The 21,582-nt window shown below is 49.2% G+C and carries 18 protein-coding genes; 12 read left to right on the forward strand and 6 right to left on the reverse strand.

Going from position 1 to position 21,582, the window contains the following annotated elements; translation table 11 throughout:
• Position 1: 1 nt before the first annotated feature.
• Both tenA and SD10_RS19545 read left to right on the forward strand, forming a co-directional pair.
• The gene (tenA, locus tag SD10_RS19540) at positions 2-652 is read left to right on the forward strand and encodes a thiaminase II (protein ID WP_046576054.1); all 651 of its coding nucleotides are present in this window, start codon (positions 2-4) and stop codon (positions 650-652) included.
• A gap of 123 nt (positions 653-775) precedes the next feature.
• Entirely contained in the window at positions 776-1,312 is a 537-nt protein-coding gene (locus tag SD10_RS19545; protein WP_046576055.1) for a pyridoxamine 5'-phosphate oxidase family protein, read from the forward strand.
• Between the two features lie 256 nt (positions 1,313-1,568).
• Here the strand turns inward: SD10_RS19545 and SD10_RS19550 are convergent, their stop codons facing one another.
• Entirely contained in the window at positions 1,569-2,663 is a 1,095-nt protein-coding gene (locus tag SD10_RS19550) for a serine hydrolase domain-containing protein (RefSeq protein ID WP_046579834.1), read from the reverse strand.
• A 415-nt stretch (positions 2,664-3,078) separates the two neighbouring features.
• Between SD10_RS19550 and SD10_RS19555 the strand changes: the two genes are divergently transcribed.
• From SD10_RS19555 to SD10_RS19570, 4 genes are all read left to right on the forward strand, one after another.
• Positions 3,079-3,876 carry a HipA family kinase gene (locus SD10_RS19555; protein ID WP_046576056.1) on the forward strand — a complete coding sequence of 266 codons (798 nt, stop codon included), beginning with the start codon at positions 3,079-3,081 and terminating at the stop codon, positions 3,874-3,876.
• Positions 3,854-4,237, forward strand: coding sequence for a DUF3037 domain-containing protein (locus tag SD10_RS19560; protein ID WP_046576058.1), 384 nt, complete (start codon positions 3,854-3,856; stop codon positions 4,235-4,237). Before SD10_RS19555 ends, SD10_RS19560 begins: the two co-directional genes overlap by 23 nt.
• Before the next feature lie 60 nt (positions 4,238-4,297).
• Entirely contained in the window at positions 4,298-5,581 is a 1,284-nt protein-coding gene (locus SD10_RS19565; protein WP_046576061.1) for a serine hydrolase, read from the forward strand.
• Positions 5,582-5,695: 114 nt separating this feature from the next.
• Positions 5,696-7,012 carry a serine hydrolase domain-containing protein gene (locus tag SD10_RS19570; RefSeq protein WP_046576062.1) on the forward strand — a complete coding sequence of 439 codons (1,317 nt, stop codon included), beginning with the start codon at positions 5,696-5,698 and terminating at the stop codon, positions 7,010-7,012.
• Between the two features lie 14 nt (positions 7,013-7,026).
• Here the strand turns inward: SD10_RS19570 and SD10_RS19575 are convergent, their stop codons facing one another.
• Complete coding sequence (locus tag SD10_RS19575) at positions 7,027-7,467, reverse strand: WapI family immunity protein (RefSeq protein ID WP_046576063.1); 441 nt, start codon at positions 7,465-7,467, stop codon at positions 7,027-7,029.
• A 223-nt stretch (positions 7,468-7,690) separates the two neighbouring features.
• On the opposite strand from SD10_RS19575, the gene SD10_RS19580 reads away from it, so the two are divergent.
• The 4 genes from SD10_RS19580 to nspC all read left to right on the forward strand — a co-directional run bounded on the left by SD10_RS19580 (position 7,691) and on the right by nspC (position 11,957).
• On the forward strand, positions 7,691-8,899 hold the full coding sequence (locus tag SD10_RS19580) for a saccharopine dehydrogenase family protein (RefSeq protein ID WP_046576064.1): 1,209 nt from the start codon (positions 7,691-7,693) through the stop codon (positions 8,897-8,899).
• 147 nt (positions 8,900-9,046) lie between these two features.
• A complete protein-coding gene (locus SD10_RS19585; RefSeq protein ID WP_046576065.1) occupies positions 9,047-9,814 on the forward strand; it encodes a hypothetical protein in 768 nt (255 codons plus the stop codon).
• 63 nt (positions 9,815-9,877) lie between these two features.
• Positions 9,878-10,708: an energy transducer TonB gene (locus SD10_RS19590; RefSeq protein ID WP_046576066.1), complete on the forward strand. Its 831-nt coding sequence runs from the start codon at positions 9,878-9,880 to the stop codon at positions 10,706-10,708.
• Between the two features lie 88 nt (positions 10,709-10,796).
• Positions 10,797-11,957: a carboxynorspermidine decarboxylase gene (gene nspC, locus SD10_RS19595; protein ID WP_046576067.1), complete on the forward strand. Its 1,161-nt coding sequence runs from the start codon at positions 10,797-10,799 to the stop codon at positions 11,955-11,957.
• A 153-nt stretch (positions 11,958-12,110) separates the two neighbouring features.
• Here nspC and SD10_RS19600 read toward each other — a convergent pair whose 3' ends face one another.
• On the reverse strand, positions 12,111-13,091 hold the full coding sequence (locus tag SD10_RS19600) for a UDP-glucuronic acid decarboxylase family protein (RefSeq protein ID WP_046576069.1): 981 nt from the start codon (positions 13,089-13,091) through the stop codon (positions 12,111-12,113).
• 98 nt (positions 13,092-13,189) lie between these two features.
• Positions 13,190-14,521, reverse strand: a complete 1,332-nt coding sequence (locus SD10_RS19605; RefSeq protein WP_046576071.1) for a UDP-glucose dehydrogenase family protein — start codon at positions 14,519-14,521, stop codon at positions 13,190-13,192.
• Between the two features lie 364 nt (positions 14,522-14,885).
• On the opposite strand from SD10_RS19605, the gene SD10_RS19610 reads away from it, so the two are divergent.
• Positions 14,886-16,028, forward strand: a complete 1,143-nt coding sequence (locus SD10_RS19610; protein WP_046576073.1) for an acyl-CoA dehydrogenase family protein — start codon at positions 14,886-14,888, stop codon at positions 16,026-16,028.
• 74 nt (positions 16,029-16,102) lie between these two features.
• Here the strand turns inward: SD10_RS19610 and SD10_RS19615 are convergent, their stop codons facing one another.
• A complete protein-coding gene (locus SD10_RS19615) occupies positions 16,103-16,345 on the reverse strand; it encodes a GlsB/YeaQ/YmgE family stress response membrane protein (protein WP_012928057.1) in 243 nt (80 codons plus the stop codon).
• A gap of 69 nt (positions 16,346-16,414) precedes the next feature.
• A complete protein-coding gene (gene pgeF, locus SD10_RS19620; RefSeq protein ID WP_046576076.1) occupies positions 16,415-17,182 on the reverse strand; it encodes a peptidoglycan editing factor PgeF in 768 nt (255 codons plus the stop codon).
• Between the two features lie 294 nt (positions 17,183-17,476).
• On the opposite strand from pgeF, the gene SD10_RS19625 reads away from it, so the two are divergent.
• Entirely contained in the window at positions 17,477-21,538 is a 4,062-nt protein-coding gene (locus SD10_RS19625; protein ID WP_046576078.1) for a hybrid sensor histidine kinase/response regulator transcription factor, read from the forward strand.
• Positions 21,539-21,582: the final 44 nt, after the last annotated feature.

The raw sequence follows: 21,582 nt of genomic DNA on the forward strand, positions 1-21,582 counted from the left end.
CATGAAATTTACTGAACAACTCTGGCAGGAAATAAGCCCCATCTATTCGGCTATTCTTACCCACGGTTTCGTAAACGAACTAACGCTGGGCAGTCTGCCCTCGTCCACGTTTCAGTACTATATTCAACAGGATGCGCTTTATTTAACAGATTTCAGCCGAGCTCTTAACCAACTGGCGGCACGGGCCACGACGCCTAACGACATGCTGTCTTTCACGCAGTTTGCCCAGAATGCGATTCTGGTTGAGCGAGCCCTGCACGAATCATATTTCACTCTGTACGATATTCAACCCGAAACGGCTAAAATGCCGGCCTGCTTTGCTTATATAAATTACCTGCTGGCAACAACTTCCCTCCAGTCGGTAGCTGTTGGTGCAGCTGCCGTTCTACCCTGCTTCTGGATTTATCGGGAAGTAGGCAACTATATTCACCAACGGGCTTCTCAGCAGAATCCTTACCGTAGCTGGATTGATACCTACGCGAGCGAAGCCTTTGACCAATCGGTTTCGCAGATGTTGGCCTTAACGGATCAATACGCGGAGAATGCCAGTGCGGCTGAACGGGAAAAAATGCGGGATGCGTTTCGGGTATCGAGCCGCCTAGAATGGTATTTCTGGAATGATGCTTATACTCAAAATCGCTGGCTCGTCTAAAATCAACTTCGTCCGAATTTAACCGTACACTCGGGAAATGAAGTATCTGCCCATTCGTAAAAGAGAGTTCGCCTAACTTTTTGTTAGTAGTGGATTAACGATCCATCATTTAACTCAACGGCCATGGATAGCATCAATCAACAGCAACCCGAAAAGAATCACGAAGACCTGTCAGGCAGCGAAGCCGGAAAGAAAATAAAAGAGCTGGTCGACAAAAGCAGTACGTGTTATTTCTGCACGAAGATCACGACCGGCGAGCCTTTGAAAACCAGGCCTATGTCGGTGCAAAAAGTAGACGAAGCTGGTAATTTCTGGTTTTTAAGTGCCAATGACAGCCATAAAAATGCCGATATACAGACCGATAACAAGGTCCAACTGCTCTTCCAGGGGTCCGATTATTCGGATTTTCTGAGTGTATACGGGCTGGCGACCATCTCAACCGATAAAGAACTTATCAAGGAGCTTTGGGAGCCGATTGTCAAAACATGGTTTACCGAAGGCGTCGACGATCCGCGGATTACGGCCATAAAAGTAGAAACCCTGGAAGGCTATTACTGGGACAACAAACATGGCAATGCTGTGGCATTTGTCAAGATGGCCGCTGGTGCTATTATGGGTAAAACGCTGGACGACTCCATCGAAGGGAAGCTTAGCGTATAACTAACTGACCATCAATAACTTTAACTGAACTACCCTACGGCAAGAGTATAGTCATTCGGGTAATCTGGTCGTGCGAACTCCCCCGTCCGTGAAGACACGGACGGGGGAATCTGATGGTCTTGGCGGTAAAGGTCTATGTCCCACAGATCGGGAAAAATACGCCTGTATAGCCAACGAAATCCTTAACCTAGAATCAGAGCCACCAAAACAGGATGGTCTGACTTAGCTTAATGCAAACAAGTTTCCCTCCTGGCGCCTAGCGGCCAAGTAACGTGTCAATTGTTTTCAAAATTGACGGCAGTTTTTCGTGGGCATTGTTGCAGAGTACAATAACCGTTTTGTCGGCGTCGATGTAGCGGGTGATCTGGGTTTTGTAGCCTGGATTGTCTCCGTCATGCCACACTATTCTTCCAAGCTTTTCGCTTTTGCTCAGCTCCCACCCGAATCCATACGATGTCAGCGACCCATTGTTTAGTTTGGCCGGTGTAAAGGCTTCGGCTAATGTTTGCTGACTAACCAGATTGTTGGTATACAGTGCGCGGTCCCACTTCAATAAATCTTCGGCGGTTGAACTGATTCGTCCGGGGCCTTTGCGGTTTCCCAGCCAGATAGCATAATTGAACTCGGGGAACGAATCGGCCTGCACATAGCGCTTCTTATCGGCCACGTACATGTGCCCCCAGGCCACATCAGCTAGTTTTAACTTCTCCTCGCGCGTGCGGATGTCGGTATGCGTCATCCCTAGGGGTTTAAAAATACGCGTCCGGCAGAACTCGATAAAATCCTGCCCCGATGCTTTTTCGGTGATGCTGGCCAGCAACATATAACCGGTGTTGCTATAGGTGTATTTAGCCCCCGGCTCAAACAACCGGGCAGGGTGGTACTGAATCAGGTAAGCAATGTTATCAGCGTTGTTGGCAACTTTACTTTTGTCCCAGTGCTGATCCATCACATCCTGATAATCAGGCAACCCCGACGTATGATTGAGCAGATGCCGGATGGTTATTCCCGGATAAGGTAAGCCGGGGATATACTTCTCGACCGGGTCGTCGTAGCCGAGTTTACCGGCCTGTTTCAACATCATGATGGTCATGGCTGTAAACTGCTTCGAAACGGAAGCCAGCTCGAAAATAGACGATGTGGCGAGCGGAGCTTTCGTCTCGAATCGCTTGTAGCCAAATGCTTTTTCGTAAATCGGTTTGCCTTTATCGGCAATCAACACCACACCACTGAAGTCGGGCGTGCCGGCGAATAGTTTGTTGAGGTCGGCTTCGAGTGACCGCTGGGCATTGGCACAAAAGTTTACCGATACGCCGATAAAGCACAGATAAGTAAGTAAATTGATTTTCATGAATGAGCAGGTTGTATAAGGACGCCAGTAAAAATACATGTTTACCACAACATCCATCAACAAGTGCCTGAATAGAAGCAAAAAGGTTTTTTTAAAGCTATTTAAAGTAAAAGACTATATCGTTTTTTGTCATTCCGACGACAGGAGGAATCTTACTCTCTCCAATCAGGCAACTTCAAGATTCCCCTGTCGTCGGAATGACAAAAAACGATATGATTGGGGCTTGATTATTTACGTTTAAACCAACTTCTCTAAGAATCCGTGACTTCGTTCTGGTATTTGTCGCAATTGTAGTAAAAGTACCGAATGCCCCATAAATTTAGGCCATCGGCCGTGAAGTCAGGGGTAAGAACCTGACTTCACGGTAGGGGTGATCAATTCATTAAAAAGTGATTTCTATTTCGACTGACCTATTGTGCCTATTTATCAACCCGAACTCAGAACCGTCAACGTAACCCGCTACGCCAAACCTTTGCGGGAGGGTGGCTCGCTGCCCGCCCTTGTCGAGGCCGACGACGACTTTCTGTACGTACTCAAGTTTCGTGGAGCGGGGCAAGGAGCCAAAGCACTTATTGCTGAGCTGGTTGCGGGTGAAATTGCTCGCCTGCTTGGCTTACGGATTCCGGAGATTGTGTTCGCTACGCTCGATGAAGCGTTTGGCCGCACGGAGCCCGACGAAGAAATTCAGGATTTACTCCGGGCCAGCGAGGGTCTTAATTTGGCCCTGCACTATCTGGCTGGCTCTATTACCTTTGACCCACTGGTTACCACCGTCGAGGCAAAACTGGCGTCGCAAATTGTCTGGCTCGACTGCCTGGTCACGAATGTTGACCGTACGGCCCGCAACACGAATATGCTCATCTGGCATAAGGAATTATGGCTGATCGACCACGGCGCAGCCCTTTATTTTCACCACTCCTGGGAGAACTGGGAAGCCCAGAGCAAGCGCCCGTTTGTTCAGGTGAAAGACCATGTGCTGCTCCCGCAGGCTAGCGAACTTGATGCCGTCGACGCTGAGTTTCGAACGATTCTCTCCGCCGAGCGCATTCAAACTATTGTTGGATTAATTCCTGACGAATGGCTGATGAACGAGTCAACGTTGGCGTCACCCGACGAACAGCGAGCGGTATACGCCCAATTTTTAGCGTCACGAGTTGCCTCATCCGAAATCTTTGTGAAAGAAGCTACCAATGCCAGAAAAGCACTTGTTTGAGTACGCCGTTATCCGCGTCATGCCGCGCGTCGAACGGGAAGAATTTCTTAACGTCGGCGTCATTCTGTATTGCTCTGCGCAAGGCTTTCTGAAAACAATGTATACATTGAACGAAGATCGGCTTTGTGCTTTCTCAGACAAGATTGACTGCCAGGAGTTGAAAGAGCGCCTGCTGGCCTTTGAGCGCATCTGCGCTGGTCGTAAGGAAGGCGGCACCATCGGTCAGTTACCCATAGCCGGTCGTTTTCGCTGGCTGACCGCAACGCGCAGCACCGTGGTGCAAACGTCACCTGTTCACCCCGGCCTGTGCGTAAGTGCTCAGGAAACGCTGGAGAAATTGTTTGAGCAGTTGGTTCTGTAAGGTGGCTCGCACGGGCGCCCGATCTTGTCTACCTTACATCATGCAAACGCTACAACCTACATGAATTATCTCGCTACCGTTTTGTCTCTCCTCACCGTATGTAGTTACGCCCAACCGCGCACGGATAGGCTGCTCAAGGATTTGCTTACGACAAACAAACACCCTGTTTTTCAGGAAGTCATCCAGCATCCGGAGGCTTATCGGCTGCAAATCATTTACACACAGATAGACCGGGATGCCAACAATAAACCGTCTTTCAAGAACTACTACTTCCGGGTCGATAGTACGGAGTATTTCAACCCGGCTTCAACGGTCAAATTACCGCTGTCCCTGCTGTCGCTTGAGAAACTAAACCGATTAAAAAAGCCTGGCGTGACCAAGTTTACGGCCATGCAGTTTGACAGTGCGTATAGCGGCCAAACTAAAGAGTGGCACGACAACACAGCCCAAACGGGGTATCCGTCGATTGCTCAGTTTATTCGGAAGGCCTTTTTAGTGAGTGACAATGACGCCTATAGCCGCATGTATGAGTTTGTCGGGCAGGAAGGTATTAACCGAAATTTACACGCCAAAGGGTATCTGGATACACGGATTACGCATCGGTTCGTGCGCATGACATCGGAAGAAAACCGCCATACCAACCCCATCCGATTCATTCAGGCCGATGGGAAGCTCCTGTATGCGCAGGCCGCAGCGTATAACAAAGACCCGTTTGACTTCAGTCGAGTGGCTAAAATTGGCAAAGGCTATTATGCCAAAGACAGTCTGATTCAGGAACCTTTCCACTTCACCGAACGGAATAAGCTACCCTTGGAAAGTCTCCAGCAGATTCTGCAATCCGTGATGTTTCCGCTCTCCGTGCCGAAGAAACAACGGTTCGACCTCACGCCCGACGACTATGCCTTTCTGCATCAGTACCTGTCGCAATTTCCCCGCGAAACTAATTATCCTAAATACGACGCTCAACAGTATTACGACAGTTACGTAAAGTTCTTTTTCATGGACAGTCTGCATCATCAACTCCCTCAGGATGTCCGGGTATTCAACAAAGTTGGCTGGGCCTACGGCTTTCTGACGGACGCGTCTTACGTAGTGGATTTTAAACATAAAGTCGAGTACATGCTGACGGCAACTCTGTATACCAACAGCGATGGCATTCTGAATGACGATAAATATGAGTACGAGACCGTGGGCCACCCGTTCCTGTATCAGCTTGGCCAGACAATCTACCAGCATGAATTGAACCGTAAGCGAACACACGTGCCCAACCTGAATCCGTTCCGGATTCCGTATGAGAAACGGACGAACGATAATCGACCTATCATTAAAGACGTCGATAATTAGGCCAACTGGGTTTCACAAAGATTTTTTCGTTATTTACCGACTGATGGTGAGGCTATTTTGCATCGGGTTTAAACCCGGTGCAAAATAGCCATTCATATCCTTCCCCTTACCGACATGAACCTCACGACTACTTTCCGGGCAAGCGTATTGCTGGTGCTCACCACCATTTCGGTCTATGCACAAACAGGTACTAAGCAGGCCCCTCCGCTCCTGGCCGCAGCGGCACCCGAAACGGTCGGTTTCTCCAGCGAACGACTCAACCGCATCGACGGGCTTATTCAATCGTACATCGACAAAAAAGCCTTTCCGGGTGTCGCTGCGCTGGTGGTGAAAGATGGTAAAATTGTGTACTACAAAGCGTTTGGCACTGCTGATCTGGATGTCAACAAGCCGCTGGCGAAAGATGCGATCTACCGGATTGCTTCTATGACAAAAGCCATTACGTCACTGGCGGTGATGATGCTTCACGAAGAAGGCAAAATCATGCTGGATGATCCGATTAGCAAATACATTCCGGAGTTTGCCAAGCCGGTGGTACTCGATAAATTCAATGATAAAGACAGCACCTATACAACTGTTCCGGCAAAGCGGGAAATTACAATTCGGCATTTATTAACCCACATGTCGGGCCTTAATTACAATGTCATTTCGAGCGATCCCCACATGCGGGCCATCTACACGAAAGCGGGGGTAATTGATGCTTTTACAACCCAAAATATAAAAATTGGCGATGCCGTAAAAACGCTGGCAAAGCTGCCGCTGAATCACCAGCCCGGCGAAAAGTGGACGTATGGCCTGAGCATCGATGTGTTAGGGGCGCTGGTGGAAGTAGTGTCGGGAATGCCGCTGGACCAGTTTTTTCAGAAACGCATCTTCGAACCCTTGGGCATGAAAGACACGTATTTCTATCTGCCCGACTCGAAAAAAGACCGACTGGTACCGATCTACTCAGAAGATAAGGACAAAAAACTGGTCAAGACATCTACCCTAAAAAGCCTGCCCACCGATCCTGATTTCCCAATTGTGGGGGCTAAAGCTTATTTTTCGGGCGGGGGCGGCTTATCGAGTACGGCCTATGACTACGCCATTTTTCTCCAGATGCTGCTTAACAACGGCGTATATAATGGTAAGCGGTTTTTGAGCCGGAAAGGCGTTGACCTATTTACCAACTCGAACCAGACGGGCACACTTTTCCCGGATCCACACGGCTATTTCAGTCTGGGCTTTTCCGTTGTCAATGAGAAAGGGCACACCAAAGATTTGAGCAGCATAGGCACTTTTTCTTGGGGCGGGGCTTTTAGCACGGACTATTTTGCCGATCCCAAAGAGAAAATCTGCGCAGTACTCATGAAACAAATGTGGGGAACAAGCTACGGCGGGGAACTTGATGATAAGTTTAGCCTGATGATTTACCAGGCCCTGGATAACTAGCTGTTTTGAGAGCGCTACCGTTCAGGATAGGTTTCGATCTGTCCTGATAACTCCTGTATCGCTTCCTGTAGTTGCGTACGGCTCAGCACAATATCCATTTCCACCGGAAAGTCAGGATACTCGTGCCACGCGGGTGTCAGGTCGTGGCCCAACTGGATTTGTAGCCGGTAGCTGTCGTCAGACAAAGCCTTGGCATGCATACTTAGCCCTGGCTCGGAGAAGGTTAAAGCAACATGATTGGTGGCTTTATTCCAGAGCGACCGAAGTCCTGTCAGCAGCCGTTTAACCTCCCAGGTATGCAACCTTGCCGACTGTGTATCAGTCTGTTGCCGCCAGAAAGTCGAGAAACGGCACTGAAGCCGATTTCGGTCACGCCAGCTTTTTGTCGCTTGACCGTAACCAAGGATGGCAAACTCAAAAGAATCGAGAGAGTTAGCAGACGATATAAATTTCATAACGATATAATTTAGGGAGAGCGACTATTCTCTACCTAACAAATATACTAATTGTGTTGTTACAGATTTTCGGCAAAAATGAACTATTTATAAGGCGTGTACCCAATTCTATCCAACGGGAAAGTTTATCAATCCGTTAACTTCCACCGTTAGTCACTGTTCCAAGTAGTCACTTTCCTTATCTTTGCGGCCGAAAGGATATACAAACTAATCATTCAGATAGATGGCAAACGTGCTCATCATTGGAGCCGGTGGTGTTGGTAGTGTCGTGGCGCATAAATGTGCCATGAACAGCAATGTCTTCACAACGATTATGCTGGCTAGTCGCACGAAATCAAAGTGCGACCGTATTGCAGCCGAAATTCAGGAGATGCACGGCGTCACGGTTCAAACAGCGCAGGTAGACGCTGATGTGGTGGCCGAGATGGTCGCGTTGATCCGCTCATTCAAGCCCGTGCTGGTTATAAATGTGGCCCTCCCCTACCAGGATTTGCCCATTATGGACGCATGCCTGGAAGCGGGTGTGCACTATATGGATACGGCCAATTATGAACCCAAAGATGTTGCCAAGTTTGAATATAGCTGGCAGTGGGCCTATAAAGAGCGATTCGAGCAGGCTGGCCTGATGGCCCTTCTGGGTTGTGGCTTCGATCCGGGTGCCACGCAGGTATTCACCGCCTATGCCAACAAGCACTACTTCGACCGGATGGATTATCTGGACATCGTAGACTGTAATGCAGGCAATCACGGCAAAGCGTTTGCCACCAATTTCAATCCCGAAATCAACATCCGGGAAATAACTCAGCCTGGCCGCTATTGGGAAAATGGCGAATGGATCGAGATTCCGGCGATGAGTATTCATAAACCCATTGACTACCCCGAAATCGGCGCTCGTGAGTCGTACGTGCTGTATCACGAGGAACTGGAATCGCTGGTGAAGAACTTCCCGACTCTGAAGCGGGCTCGCTTCTGGATGACCTTTGGTCAGGCGTATCTGACTCACCTGGAAGTGCTCCAGAACGTGGGCATGACCCGCATCGACAAGGTACAGTTCCAGGGCATGGACATTGTCCCGCTCGAATTTCTGAAAGCAGTGCTGCCTGCCCCTGATTCGCTGGGCGAAAATTACACGGGCCAAACCAGCATTGGTTGCCAGATCAAAGGTGTGAAAGATGGCGAAGAGCGCACATGCTTCATCTGGAACAACTGCGATCATGCCGAAACCTACCGCGAAGTGCGTGGACAGGCCGTTAGCTACACGACGGGCGTTCCGGCCATGATCGGCGCCATGCTAATGCTGACCGGCGTCTGGATGAAACCGGGTGTCTGGAACTGCGAAGAGTTGGACCCGGACCCGTTCATTGAGCAAATGAACAGACAGGGGCTACCCGTTCAGGAGCGTATCAACATCCCACTGCCACACGAGTATTAGGGCGTTGATTGGCAGGTTGGGCGTTCGTTATGTAGCGATTAACGCCCAACCTGTTAATTGGCACGACTTATCCATGGCCCGTTCATCTCAGATGGCGGGATTTTTCGTTATTTAGGCAGCCAATCATATCGACTAATCTTTGCCCTTATGAAAACACTTCTTCATCTTACAGTCGTCTTTCTCTCCCTTTCGATTGGCCATGCCCAAACCCGCGACACCACCAAAGCGAACAGCTCCACGCCCCTCAACCAGCGGAATGGCTACGAAACTTATCAATCTACAAATCAGATTGTTGGCGCTGGGCCAAATAGTATGGTTAACACCATTGATACCCGCTACGAAGGGTTGAAGGGTACGCCATATTTTTTGCCCGACTGGATAAAGGGGCAAGTCGAGATGACGACCGGGAAGAACTATACCAATGTGCCGCTCAAATTCAATGCTCATAAGCAACAGTTGATTCTGCTGCGCACAGGGGCCGGGAATGACTCAATCATTGTCGACGCCAATCAGGTGAAGCGGTTTACCTTGAACAGTAACGATGGGCAAGCGTATGTTTTTGAACGATTACCCATGGCAAAAACCAGTGATCAGGCCCTCAAAGACGGTTATTTTCTAGTACTATACGCAGGCAAGAATGCCCTTCTGAAACGAGTCGCCAAAACATTCAAATCGGCCGATTACAAAAACCCGTACGCAAGCGATGTACGTTATGACGCCTACCAGAATGCGTTTTCCTACTATTTGCTCAAACCCGACCAGACACTGACCAAAGTCAAGCTTTCAGACAAGTCGATTATCGATGCCTTGGGAGACCGAAAAGACGATCTGAAAGCGTTTGTCAAGCAGGAAAATCTGACGTTCAAAACCGACAATGACGCTATCTTACTCATAAAAAAATACGATAGTCTGTAAGGCTAACTGTGGAATCTGGCGGGTGCGAACATCCTGATAAAGCAAACCAAATCGCCTTTCGCCATGTATAAATCTACAGCTTCTCAGACGGCTTTACCTACTTACGATGACATCATTTTTCAGGCCCGCAACCGAGCCTACGGCGCTTTCGACCTCCGCAGACAGTACCGACCAACGCTCAGCCGCGCTTTGGGGCTGGGCATTGCGTTGTTTTTAGGCGCCTTAGCTGCGCCTACGCTGTACGCCCACTTTTGGCCTCAGGCATTGATGCGTCATGACCAATCCATGACCGAGGCAACCCTAACCAAACTGGCCGAGCCACCCGTTGAACCGCCCATTACCCTGCCGCCCACCGAAACGGCTCCGGCAGTCAATACGGTCAAAAACTTACCGCTCGTCGTCATGCCCGAAGCCGATGTTATCGAAGAGGATTTACCACCCACAACGGATCAATTAGAGAATGCCACGTCGGGTACTGAAACAGCCCAGGGTACAGGTGATATTGACATCATTGCGGCACCAGAGGCAAGTACTCCTACTATAAAAGAGAAAGCGCTGGAAGTAGAGAGTAAACCCGAAGCGCCCTTTGTGACGGTCGAGCAACAACCGGAGTATCCCGGCGGACTGGATGCCCTACGAGCCTTTCTGGGCAAGAATCTTAACTATCCAAGGTCAGCGGCTTCAGCGGGTGTATCGGGTCGGGTGTATGTTAGTTTCGTCGTCAATACGGACGGTAGCCTGACGGATATACAGGTGTTAAAAGGTATCGGGTTTGGCTGTGATGAAGAAGCTGTGCGGGTCATGCAAAAGATGCCTCATTGGCGACCCGGCAAACAGGCTGGTCGTGCGGTTCGGGTGAAATACAACTTACCCATCTCGTTTACGCTAGAATAATCGCGTTATGGAAAAGCCGTATAAATTACCCATACTATTCGGCGTCGACTATCCCAAACGGAAAGGGCATTAGTTATACCTTTGTGGCATGAATACGACTCTGCTTCAACACCTCGATTCAACCGACGAATCAGTTATTCCGTCCCCTTGCTTTATCCTTGAGGAGGCCAAACTTCGCCGAAATCTTCAGTTGATTGATTCGGTGCAGCAAGCGGCCGGAGTTACCATTATTCTGGCGCTGAAAGGTTTTTCCATGTACAATGCGTTTCCGCTGGTGCGCGAGTACCTGAGCGGTGCTACAGCCAGTTCGCTCAACGAAATCAAGCTCGTCAACGAATACATGGGCGTGCAGGCACATACCTACATACCCGCTTATCAGGATGCTACATTCGATGAAGTTGTCAGTCGAAGCAGCCACCTGACGTTCAACTCCTGGACGCAGTGGGAGCGCTTCAAGGATCGGGTAGCAGGTAAACCCGTTTCCTGCGGAATTCGCGTCAATCCGCAGTATTCGGAAGTGGCAACGGATATGTATAACCCCTGTGTGCCTGGCTCCCGACTGGGCGCTACCCGCGATCAACTACCCGATCAGTTGCCGGAGGGGCTAGAAGGTATCCACTTTCATACCCTTTGCGAAAACGATTCGTTTACGCTCGAACGCACGCTCGAAGCGCTCGAAAGCCGGTTTGATACCTTGCTGCACCAGGCCAAATGGGTCAATTTTGGCGGGGGCCACCTGATGACTCGTGAAGGCTATGATATCAATCACCTGATCGGATTGTTGACTGCTTTCCGCCAGAAATACAATGTGGATGTCATTCTGGAACCCGGTTCGGCTATTGCCTGGCAAACGGGTGTGCTGGCCTCTACCGTACTCGATGTTTTTGATAGCCAGGGCATTTCTGTGGCGGTGCTGGATACCTCGTTTGCGGCCCACATGCCCGACACGCTCGAAATGCCGTACAAGCCACGCATTATTGGGTCCTATCATGAGCCGGTTGCGGGCAAACCAACCTATCGTTTAGGTGGCATGACCTGTCTGGCGGGCGACTTCATGGGCGATTATTCGTTCGATAAACCCCTGACCGTGGGCGACAAAGTCGTGTTCGACGATATGATTCACTACACGATGGTGAAAACCACCACGTTCAATGGCGTAAACCTGCCTTCTATCGGCGTATGGAAGGAAAATGAGTCGTTTGAGCTACTCAAAACGTTCGGCTACGAAAGCTTCAAAGACCGGCTCTAAGGCCAACGAGAGCGCTTGTTCTGTCAAGAATACAAACAAAAAACCTGCATACGATATCGTGTGCAGGTTTTCATTAGACAGCTAAAGGTAACCACCTAAGGCAGTTACGAAAAAGTAAATCTACGATGTTTTCGGGAATCGACGCCCGTTCGCTTACTTTTTTGAAAACTCCCGGTGGTAGGCCGCTGTATATAATTCTTCTTCTGGCAGGTTTTTGAAGTAGTCGTACGTGATCCGAAGCCCTTCTTCGCGTGACACTTTCGGCTCCCAGTCCAGAATTGCTTTTGCCTTCGTTATGTCGGGCTGGCGCTGTTTCGGATCATCAACCGGTAAGTCTTTAAGCACGAGCTTTTGCTTAGTCCCGGTAAGTTTGATGATCTCTTCACCAAACTCCTTAATGGTGATTTCCGATGGATTGCCAATATTGACCGGATACGCGTAATCGCTGAGTAACAGGCGGTAAATACCCTCTACCAGATCGTCGACATAGCAGAATGAACGGGTTTGGCTACCATCGCCGAAGACCGTCAGGTCTTCACCTCGCAGGGCCTGACCGATGAAAGCGGGCAATACCCGACCGTCGTTCAGACGCATCCGTGGGCCGTAGGTGTTGAAAATACGAACGATGCGCGTTTCCAGACCATGATACGTATGGTAAGCCATCGTGATTGCTTCCTGAAACCGCTTTGCTTCGTCGTAGACACCCCGTGGTCCAATTGGGTTTACGTTGCCCCAATACTCTTCAGGTTGTGGGTGAACATTTGGATCACCGTATACCTCCGATGTGGAAGCAATCAATACACGGGCACCTTTCACCCGCGCCAGACCCAGGCAGTTATGAATGCCCAGAGAACCCACTTTCAGGGTTTGAATCGGGATTTTCAGGTAATCGATCGGGCTGGCTGGGGAAGCAAAGTGAAGAATGTAATCCAGCTCGCCCGGTACATGGATGTACTTGGATACATCGTGGTGATAGAACTCGAAATTTGGCAGATGGAACAGATGCTCAATATTACGGATGTCGCCCGTAATGAGGTTGTCCATGGCCATTACGTGATAACCTTCTTTAATAAACCGGTCGCAAAGGTGCGACCCCAGAAATCCGGCTCCACCCGTAATCAGTACACGTTTCATATATTGCTTAGAAAAGGATTACACACAAATACACAGAGTACACAGTATATATACTCTGTGCAAATCTCTGTGTATTTTGTCTTTATGCGCAAAAAAAGTTAGACTTTCTGTTCAACGGGTGCTAAAACAGCTTCGCGTCCAACACTGTAATAGGTATAATTCACTTCGCGCATCTGGTCGAGTTCATATACGTTACGACCGTCGAAAATCACTTTATTTTTCAGCAACAGATTCATTTTGTCGAAATCTGGTGTGCGGAACAAGGGCCATTCCGTAACGATAACCAGGGCGTCGGCATCATCCAGCGCAGCATATTGCGTATGTGCGTAGGTCACCGAGTTACCAATCACGCCCCGAACATTTTCCATCGCTTCGGGATCATAGACCGTCACTTTAGCACCGGCATCCAGCAAGGCCTGGATGTTGTCCAGCGCTGGTGCTTCGCGAATATCATCCGTATAAGGTTTGAACGCCAAGCCCCAAACAGCAATCGTTTTACCCGTCAGGTCACCACCGAAGTGGTTCAGGATCAGCGGCATCAACTTTGTTTTTTGCTCGTAGTTCACATCCATAACCGATTTAAGCACTTTAAAATCGTAATTGAAATCCTTGGCCGTTTTGGCTAGTGCCTGCACATCTTTCGGGAAGCAGCTACCACCATAACCAATGCCAGCAAACAGGAAACGCTTACCGATCCGGCTGTCCGTACCAATACCCCGGCGAATGTCATCGACGTTGGCGCCAGCCCGCTCACATAGGTTAGCGATTTCGTTCATGAAGGTGATCTTCGTAGCCAGGAATGCGTTAGCGGCATATTTGGTCATTTCGGCCGAACGCTCGTCCATGAAAATAACAGGGTTTCCCTGGCGCACCAAAGGCGCGTAAAGTTTATTCATAACCGCCTTGGCCCGGTCTGATTTCGTACCAATGACAACCCGGTCGGGCTTCATGAAATCTTCGACGGCAACCCCTTCCCGAAGGAATTCAGGATTCGATACAACGTCGAAATCCACTTTGGCGTTGTCGGCAATGTGAGCATGTACTTTTTCGGCCGTTCCGACAGGAACCGTGCTTTTGTCAACGATAACAGCGTATTGGCTCAGGATTGGACCCAGGTCGCTGGCTACTTTCAGGATATATTTCAAATCGGCCGAACCATCTTCGCCCGGAGGGGTCGGCAAGGCAAGGAAAATAACTTCCGCCCCTTTAATGCCTTCTTCCAAATCCGTTGTGAAAGATAACCGACCTTCCTCAACGTTCCGGTGAAACAAGGTTTCAAGGCCCGGCTCGTATATAGGAACGATACCATTGTTAAGCTTTTCGACTTTGCGTACGTCAATGTCAACGCACGTCACCTGGTTACCCGTTTCGGCGAAACACGTGCCGGTAACAAGTCCTACATATCCGGTTCCAACAACTGCTAATTTCATATCTATTTATTAATAAAATTTCCCAATAACATAATTACAGGCTCGTCCAAATAAGCAATGTCACAAAAATAGGAGTTTTTCAATAAGCACCCTCATCTACGATATAATAGTGACTTATCGGTCTACACACCTATTTACAACGGCTTTTACTTAATTCTAAGGCTAACGCAAACATAATATGATACCAAATCGTAATTCAAATGCCTTTGTAGTTTCAAATATATGAAAATCATTAATAAATATCTTAGCTAACGGTATTATTCGCCAAAAAATGTTGGGCTAATTCAGCTCAAAAAAAAGATTGAACTTCTCCTAGAAAATGTTTAAATTACTCACTGGTCACTCTATCAGGAGGCTTCACTTTATGACAAACGAAATTGTAGAAAATCAAGAATTAATTGCCCAATCAGTCCGTGATTTAGGCGAACGGCTTATTCGGCCGAATATACGTCATTGGGATGATACTCAGCACTTTCCGGCAGAATTGTTTCGGCAATTGGGTGAGCAGGGCCTGATGGGTATGTTAGTCCCTACCGAGTATGGCGGTGCTGGCCTGGGGTATTACGAATATGTAGCGGGTATCGTCGAACTCGCGCGTATTGATGGCTCGATCGGCCTTTCAATGGCCGCTCATAATTCCCTTTGCACCAACCATATTTTATTATTCGGCGACGAAGATCAGAAACAAACGTACTTACCACGGCTAGCTTCTGGCGAATGGCTGGGGGCCTGGGGCCTGACTGAACCGAATACGGGTTCGGACGCGGGGAACATGCGAACGACAGCCGTACGCACCGACCAGGGCGACTGGATTTTGAACGGGTCCAAGAACTTCATTACCCACGGCAGAAGCGGTAATGTAGCTGTTGTCATTGCCCGAACTGGTGAACCAAACGCACCCCACAACGCAACAGCGTTTATTGTTGAGCGGGGCACAGCCGGTTTTTCGGGTGGGCGCAAAGAAGATAAATTGGGCATGCGAGCCTCGGAAACCGCCGAGATGCTTTTTGAAGATTGTCGAATTTCGGACAGTCAACGACTGGGTGCCGTAGGTGACGGCTTCGTTCAGTCACTGAAAGTGCTCGATGGGGGCCGTATTTCAATTGCTGCTCTTAGCCTGGGGATTGCACAGGGGGCTTACGATGCCGCGCTGGCCTACGCTAAAGAGCGTGAGCAGTTTGGCCAACCCATTGCTACCTTTCAGGGGATAAGTTTTAAACTGGCCGACATGGCGACCGATCTTGAAGCAGCCAAACTTTTGACTTATCAGGCAGCCGCGCTAAAGGATGCGGGGAAACCCGTAACAAAAGAATCAGCGATGGCGAAATTGTTTGCTTCGGAAACGGCCGTGCGGGTGGCCAATGAAGCGGTGCAGATTTTCGGCGGCTATGGTTATACGAAGGATTTTCCTGTCGAGAAATTCTACCGCGATGCGAAACTTTGCACAATTGGAGAAGGTACCAGCGAAATTCAGAAACTTGTCATTTCGAGGCAGATATTGAAATAGTCAGAAGCGGGATTTATTTGCTTACGCCAATTTTTCAAAAATCAGTGTAAGCAAATAAATCCCGCTTCTGATGATTATACCGTACGACGTGAACCTTTGATGAGGGCTGCGATGCCAAGAATGATGACAGCACCGACAAACGCCGTCAGGATTTGATCGACTATACCACCATCACGGCCAAAAATCCAGCCGCCAACAAATCCACCAGCGATACCAAGTAAGATTTCGGCGAATAAGGAGAACGAAAACCGTTTGAAAACAAGGTCAGCTAGCCAGCCAGCTACTGCACCTACCAGAATTGATACTAAGATTCCCATGACGTTTGAGTGTTGAGTAAAAAGTATGTTATAAAAACAGATACATAACTCAACAGGACTACGTATTGTTTAAGCAGCCAGGCCGATTACGGCCAGCATACGTCCGGTTTGGCCCTGTTCTGCCCGATATGAGAAATAACTATCGTTATGAAGGACTGTCGAAAAGGGTGAAATCTCAACCTGCTTCTCGGGAATACCAGCCGTTAATAGCAGGTACGCGTTAGCCGCTTTCAGATCGACAAAGCTTTTATCGCTGTCGGCATTCGCCCGCCTGAAGGCAGCATCGAACTGCTCGGCTACCTCCGGCCCGACTTCAAAAGCGCATTCATCAATGCAAGTCCCTACGTAGGCGTAACACTGCCCGGCAGTTGTCCCGAACTGTTGCTGCATTTGAGTCAGCGTTTTGGTGACAATACCGCCCACCGTGCCACGCCAGCCAGCATGAATAGCGGCAACCGCTTTATGTGCTGGGTCATAAATCAGGATGGGCACACAATCGGCAACGGTGACGCCAAGTAGTAAACCGGGCTTATCCGTGATGAGCGCATCGTGACCCGTATAACGGCCTGCTTCCGTAGCATATAAGATTTCGGTGCCGTGAACCTGGTACGAGGACGCAAACGGATACGTGCTGCCCCCAATAGCGCTGAAAAAACGACGGCGATTCTCGTCAACATTTGCTGTCTCATCGGCGGTGTTAATGCCCAGGTTAAGCGACGCAAACGGGGCAGGGCTAACGCCCCCATGCCGGGTACTTTCGGCGGCAACTAGTTGGGGAAAGCTGGAAAAGATAGCCGGTGAAGTATATAAAAACGTGTGCGTTGTTTCGTCGGTCATGAGGTGATTTATTAATCAAGTTGAAGCCTGCTGTCAACTAATTCGTAGGTAGTCAAAAGTACTGGGCAGGCCTGTTTTATCCAAAACAGCAGGATGGTAGCAGTTCAGGCCGATTGCCTAAAAATCTACTTTGCGAATACAGGAGAAGTCGTCTATGATTTCTCTTTACTACTTGCATTAAAATAGGTGAACCGTAGCTTTTATATAGAAAGCGCTTGACAAAGAGTATCAATATAGTACGAAATATGGTCAATTCTGCTTAGTTTTATCGGTATAAATCCTCTTTTTAACCGTATGGTACGTTTACTCCTGCTTTTTACGTTACTGATTTCATCAGGGCAGGGTTTTCCGCAGGTGTACCAGGCTGGTAGCAAAATAACCAGCCAAGAGCAGGGGCAACCGATCGCCAATCAGTTTGACCACTTGTCCGTTAGAGACGGTCTGTCTAATAATTCGGTCAACTGTATTCTTCAGGATCGGGAAGGATTTATTTGGCTTGGTACCAGCGAAGGGTTGAACAAGTATGACGGTTATACCTTTACAGTCCTGCAACATGACCCGAACCACCCAACACAGAGCCTTCAGAATAACAACATAACGGGCCTTTGCGAAGATCATTCAGGCCGGCTATGGGTTGTAACCGAAGGCGGTGGGCTCCATGAAGTAGACAAAAAAACGGGACTCGTTACGCCCCATCTCATTCAGGCCGGAGAAGCTCATAAGTGGAATAAGCAGCTTTCCATTTACGAGGACAAAGGCGGGGTGATCTGGATAAGCACATTTGCCGGTCTGGCCCGCTACCAACCAGCACAGCATCAGTTCACGCTTTATTCGTCGCCCCAACCAGGCGTGCCCATCAAGACGGTCTTTGAAGATAATCAGCACCGCTTTTGGGTGGCAACGAACCGGGGATTGTATCTCTTCGATCGGCCAACAGGCCGATTTACACCGCTACCCGTTCCAGGCATAACAGGCAATCAGCCTACGTTCATTTCGTTTCATCTGGATGCCAACGATGTACTTTGGCTAGGTACGGCAGGTCATAGTCTTTTTCGGCTCGATCTAGGCCGTCAGCCCTGGCAATTAATCCCGTATAATCCGGGGGGGATAATCAATCCGTTTGTGTACATGAATTCCGTCCATCGCGATGCCAAAGGAATTCTGTGGGTAGGCACAACGAACGGCCTGCAAGGCATCGATACACAGACTGACCATGTGTTCACCTACCGCCCTCAAGCCAATGCCTCCAGGGGTATCAGTAGCATTAACGCCCAGGCGGTTTATCATGATCGAACGGGTATGCTCTGGGTGGGCACGGACAACGGCATTGACCGGCAAGCCATCACCATAAAACCCTTTCAAACGTATCAGGTAATTTCCAATAAGGGTACGGCGAACTTGCCCGAGAACAAGGTTGTCGCGCTGGTGAAGGACAGCTACGACCAGCTTTGGGTCAGTAACTTGCATGTTGTTTACCGAACCAAAGCCGGGAAGGACCACTTCGAGGCCATACCTCGGACTGAGTTTGGGTCAGTCGGCCAGCACGAGAATTTTATATGTGCTTTATTACCAAATAAATCGGATGGTATTTGGCTAGGCACCACGGATGGCCTGTACCAGTTCGATCAGGCGACCGGACATTTTCACGGCTACCCCTCCGAGGTACCTGCCCAATTTCTGGATCGGTCCCCCTCTGGCGACTTGTGGCTTGGTGGAGAGGGCGGCATTGCTTCGTTTAATCCCGGCACGCATCAATATACCTACTATAAAACAGGCCCCAATGCCCTACCTGATAAGTATGTACATGGCGTGATGGCGAGCCGAACAGGTGACGTATGGGTATTGATCGAACGGCAGGGAATCTGCCGCCTTCATCCGCAAACGGGGCGCTTCACACGTTACACGGCAGGGCCCGCAGGGCAGTTGAGCAGTAACGATGTTCAGTCCATTTACGAAGACACCAATGGCGTTATCTGGGTTGGCACGCATCAGGGAGGCCTTAATCGGTTCGATCCACGAACGGGGTTATTCTCCGTTATTTCCCACCGGGATGGCCTATCGGGAAACAATGTGCTGGGTATCACGGGCGATCGTGCCGGGCATCTATGGCTAAGTACCGATCAGGGACTGTGCCGATTTGATCCGTATTCTAAGGCTATTCGTCATTATGAACTGAATAACGATCTGCCGAGCAATGATTTTGTCCGAAATGCGACCTTTCGGGAGCAAAATCAGCTCTATTTTGGTAGCCTGAACGGAGTAGTTTGTTTTAACCCGGACAGCATTCGCGATGACAAACGCCCATTTCCTGTTTACATAACAGAGATTAACGTACTGGGGAAGAAACGACCGCTAACGGATAGCGTGCTTAGGCTGAACCATGATGAAAACTTTGTATCGTTCAGGTTCTCAGCTCTGTCGTATAATCAATCACAGCAGAATCAGTATGCTTACCAACTCGTTGGTGTAGAAGAAAACTGGGTTCAGAATGGCAACAGCCATTTTGCCAACTACACCAACCTGTCGCCTGGTCACTACACATTTCGCGTCAAGGCAGCCAACAGCGATGGTATCTGGACCAGTAAAGGGGCTTCAATTCATGTCCTTATTTATCCACCCTGGTGGGCCACCTGGTGGGCCTATAGTCTGTATGCCTTGCTGGCAGGGGGCGCTGTATGGGCGTATTTTCGGTTCTACACAAACCGGATCAGGCAGCAACAGGAACTGGAACTCAATCGGCGCGAAGCCGAACAACTAAAGTCGGTCGACGAGTTAAAAACGCGCTTGTTCTCCAACATCACCCACGAATTTCGTACACCGTTATCCCTCATCATTTCGCCTGTGGAGAAGCTGTTGCAGGATGGTCGTCTTGACGCATCAACCCAACAGATTCTGGCCCTGGTACAGCGCAACGCCGATCAGTTGCTCCGGCTGATCAACCAGTTGCTGGACCTCTCAAAGCTGGAAGCCCACCACATGAACGTATCACTGATGCGGGGTGAAGTAACGGAATTTGTCAACCATCTTGTTGAGTCGTTTCGGCAGGGAGCTCAACAGAAAAACATACGACTTATTTACACAACATCGATTCTTTTACCGAAAGAACAATTATTCGATGCCGATAAATGGGAGAAAATACTGACCAACTTACTCTCGAATGCCCTGAAGTTTACGCCAGAGGGCGGCCAGGTAACCGTTGCGTTTGAGGCAAGCCCAGCGCCAGATACACAAGAGACTACCAGCGTACAGCTCCGAATTACCGACTCGGGTATTGGCATTCCACCCGAAAACCTGCCGCATATTTTTGACCGCTTTTATCAGGTCGATAATTCGCGTACCCGTTCTTACGAAGGCACCGGTATTGGTCTGGCGCTAGTGAAGGAACTGATCGAGTTGTTGGGGGGCTCCATTGTCGTAGAAAGTCAGCTTACTATAGGCACCACCTTCCTATTGACCTTGCCCGTTTTGCCAGTACACGAGAAGGCCGATGCGCCTTACGTGACTTTGTATGCTAAAAAGCCCCAATTCGTCGATTCGAAAGCTATTACTAAGCCAACTACCGTCGACGAACCGCCGGTTGATGATACACCAAAACCGCTGGTACTTGTTGTCGAAGACAATACCGAATTACGCGAGTTCCTGTCTGCCGAGTTGGCCGTTTCTTATCAGGTCATGAGCGCCCCTAATGGAGAAGTAGGCTGGCAACTGGCACAAACCGAATTGCCGGATATTGTCCTTTCGGATTTAATGATGCCCCAAATGGATGGCTATGAACTGACGCATCGCATCAAAAATCAGGCCGATACGGACCATATTGCCGTTATTCTGTTAACAGCTAAAGCGGCTCACCAAAGCCGTATGGAGGGCTTACAGAAAGGGGCCGACGATTACTTAGCCAAACCTTTTCATTTAGACGAACTGCATGCACGGCTCCATAATCTGATTACCCGCCAGCAAAAGCTACGCGATCAATACCACCGGCAACTTACTCAACCGGATGCGCCTGTCCCGCTGGAACTCACGCAGGACCCGTTTCTGCATCAGATCTATACACTACTGGACAAACACCTCGACGATTCAACAATCAATGTAGACTGGCTGGCCAACCAGGTAGCCATGAGCCGCAAAACTCTCTATCGAAAAATCCATAGCCTGATTCAACTGGCGCCCAATGAACTAATCCGTCAATACCGGCTTCGAAAAGCGGCAGATCTGTTGCGGTCGGGACATAGTGCCGCAGAAACGGCCTATCTGGTGGGCTTCAAAACCCCATCGCATTTTTCGATTCTTTTTAAAGAATTTTATCACAAGACCCCTACTGAATTCATAGCCCACAGCCTAAAAAGTAGTGAATAAGCTATGTTAAGGCGTATGTCCATTCGATTGTCCCCAATTTGACA

Source organism: Spirosoma radiotolerans (assembly GCF_000974425.1).
In the GTDB taxonomy this organism is placed as follows: domain Bacteria; phylum Bacteroidota; class Bacteroidia; order Cytophagales; family Spirosomataceae; genus Spirosoma; species Spirosoma radiotolerans.

Excerpts from the sequence above, each read along its gene's own strand:
- tenA (WP_046576054.1), top strand. The coding sequence starts at position 2 with ATGAAATTTACTGAACAACTCTGGCAGGAAATAAGCCCCATCTATTCG.
- SD10_RS19545 (WP_046576055.1), top strand. The coding sequence starts at position 776 with ATGGATAGCATCAATCAACAGCAACCCGAAAAGAATCACGAAGACCTG.
- SD10_RS19550 (WP_046579834.1), bottom strand. The coding sequence starts at position 2,663 with ATGAAAATCAATTTACTTACTTATCTGTGCTTTATCGGCGTATCGGTA.
- SD10_RS19560 (WP_046576058.1), top strand. The coding sequence starts at position 3,854 with ATGCCAGAAAAGCACTTGTTTGAGTACGCCGTTATCCGCGTCATGCCG.
- SD10_RS19565 (WP_046576061.1), top strand. The coding sequence starts at position 4,298 with ATGAATTATCTCGCTACCGTTTTGTCTCTCCTCACCGTATGTAGTTAC.
- SD10_RS19570 (WP_046576062.1), top strand. The coding sequence starts at position 5,696 with ATGAACCTCACGACTACTTTCCGGGCAAGCGTATTGCTGGTGCTCACC.
- SD10_RS19575 (WP_046576063.1), bottom strand. The coding sequence starts at position 7,467 with ATGAAATTTATATCGTCTGCTAACTCTCTCGATTCTTTTGAGTTTGCC.
- SD10_RS19580 (WP_046576064.1), top strand. The coding sequence starts at position 7,691 with ATGGCAAACGTGCTCATCATTGGAGCCGGTGGTGTTGGTAGTGTCGTG.
- SD10_RS19585 (WP_046576065.1), top strand. The coding sequence starts at position 9,047 with ATGAAAACACTTCTTCATCTTACAGTCGTCTTTCTCTCCCTTTCGATT.
- SD10_RS19590 (WP_046576066.1), top strand. The coding sequence starts at position 9,878 with ATGTATAAATCTACAGCTTCTCAGACGGCTTTACCTACTTACGATGAC.
- nspC (WP_046576067.1), top strand. The coding sequence starts at position 10,797 with ATGAATACGACTCTGCTTCAACACCTCGATTCAACCGACGAATCAGTT.
- SD10_RS19600 (WP_046576069.1), bottom strand. The coding sequence starts at position 13,091 with ATGAAACGTGTACTGATTACGGGTGGAGCCGGATTTCTGGGGTCGCAC.
- SD10_RS19605 (WP_046576071.1), bottom strand. The coding sequence starts at position 14,521 with ATGAAATTAGCAGTTGTTGGAACCGGATATGTAGGACTTGTTACCGGC.
- SD10_RS19610 (WP_046576073.1), top strand. The coding sequence starts at position 14,886 with ATGACAAACGAAATTGTAGAAAATCAAGAATTAATTGCCCAATCAGTC.
- SD10_RS19615 (WP_012928057.1), bottom strand. The coding sequence starts at position 16,345 with ATGGGAATCTTAGTATCAATTCTGGTAGGTGCAGTAGCTGGCTGGCTA.
- pgeF (WP_046576076.1), bottom strand. The coding sequence starts at position 17,182 with ATGACCGACGAAACAACGCACACGTTTTTATATACTTCACCGGCTATC.
- SD10_RS19625 (WP_046576078.1), top strand. The coding sequence starts at position 17,477 with ATGGTACGTTTACTCCTGCTTTTTACGTTACTGATTTCATCAGGGCAG.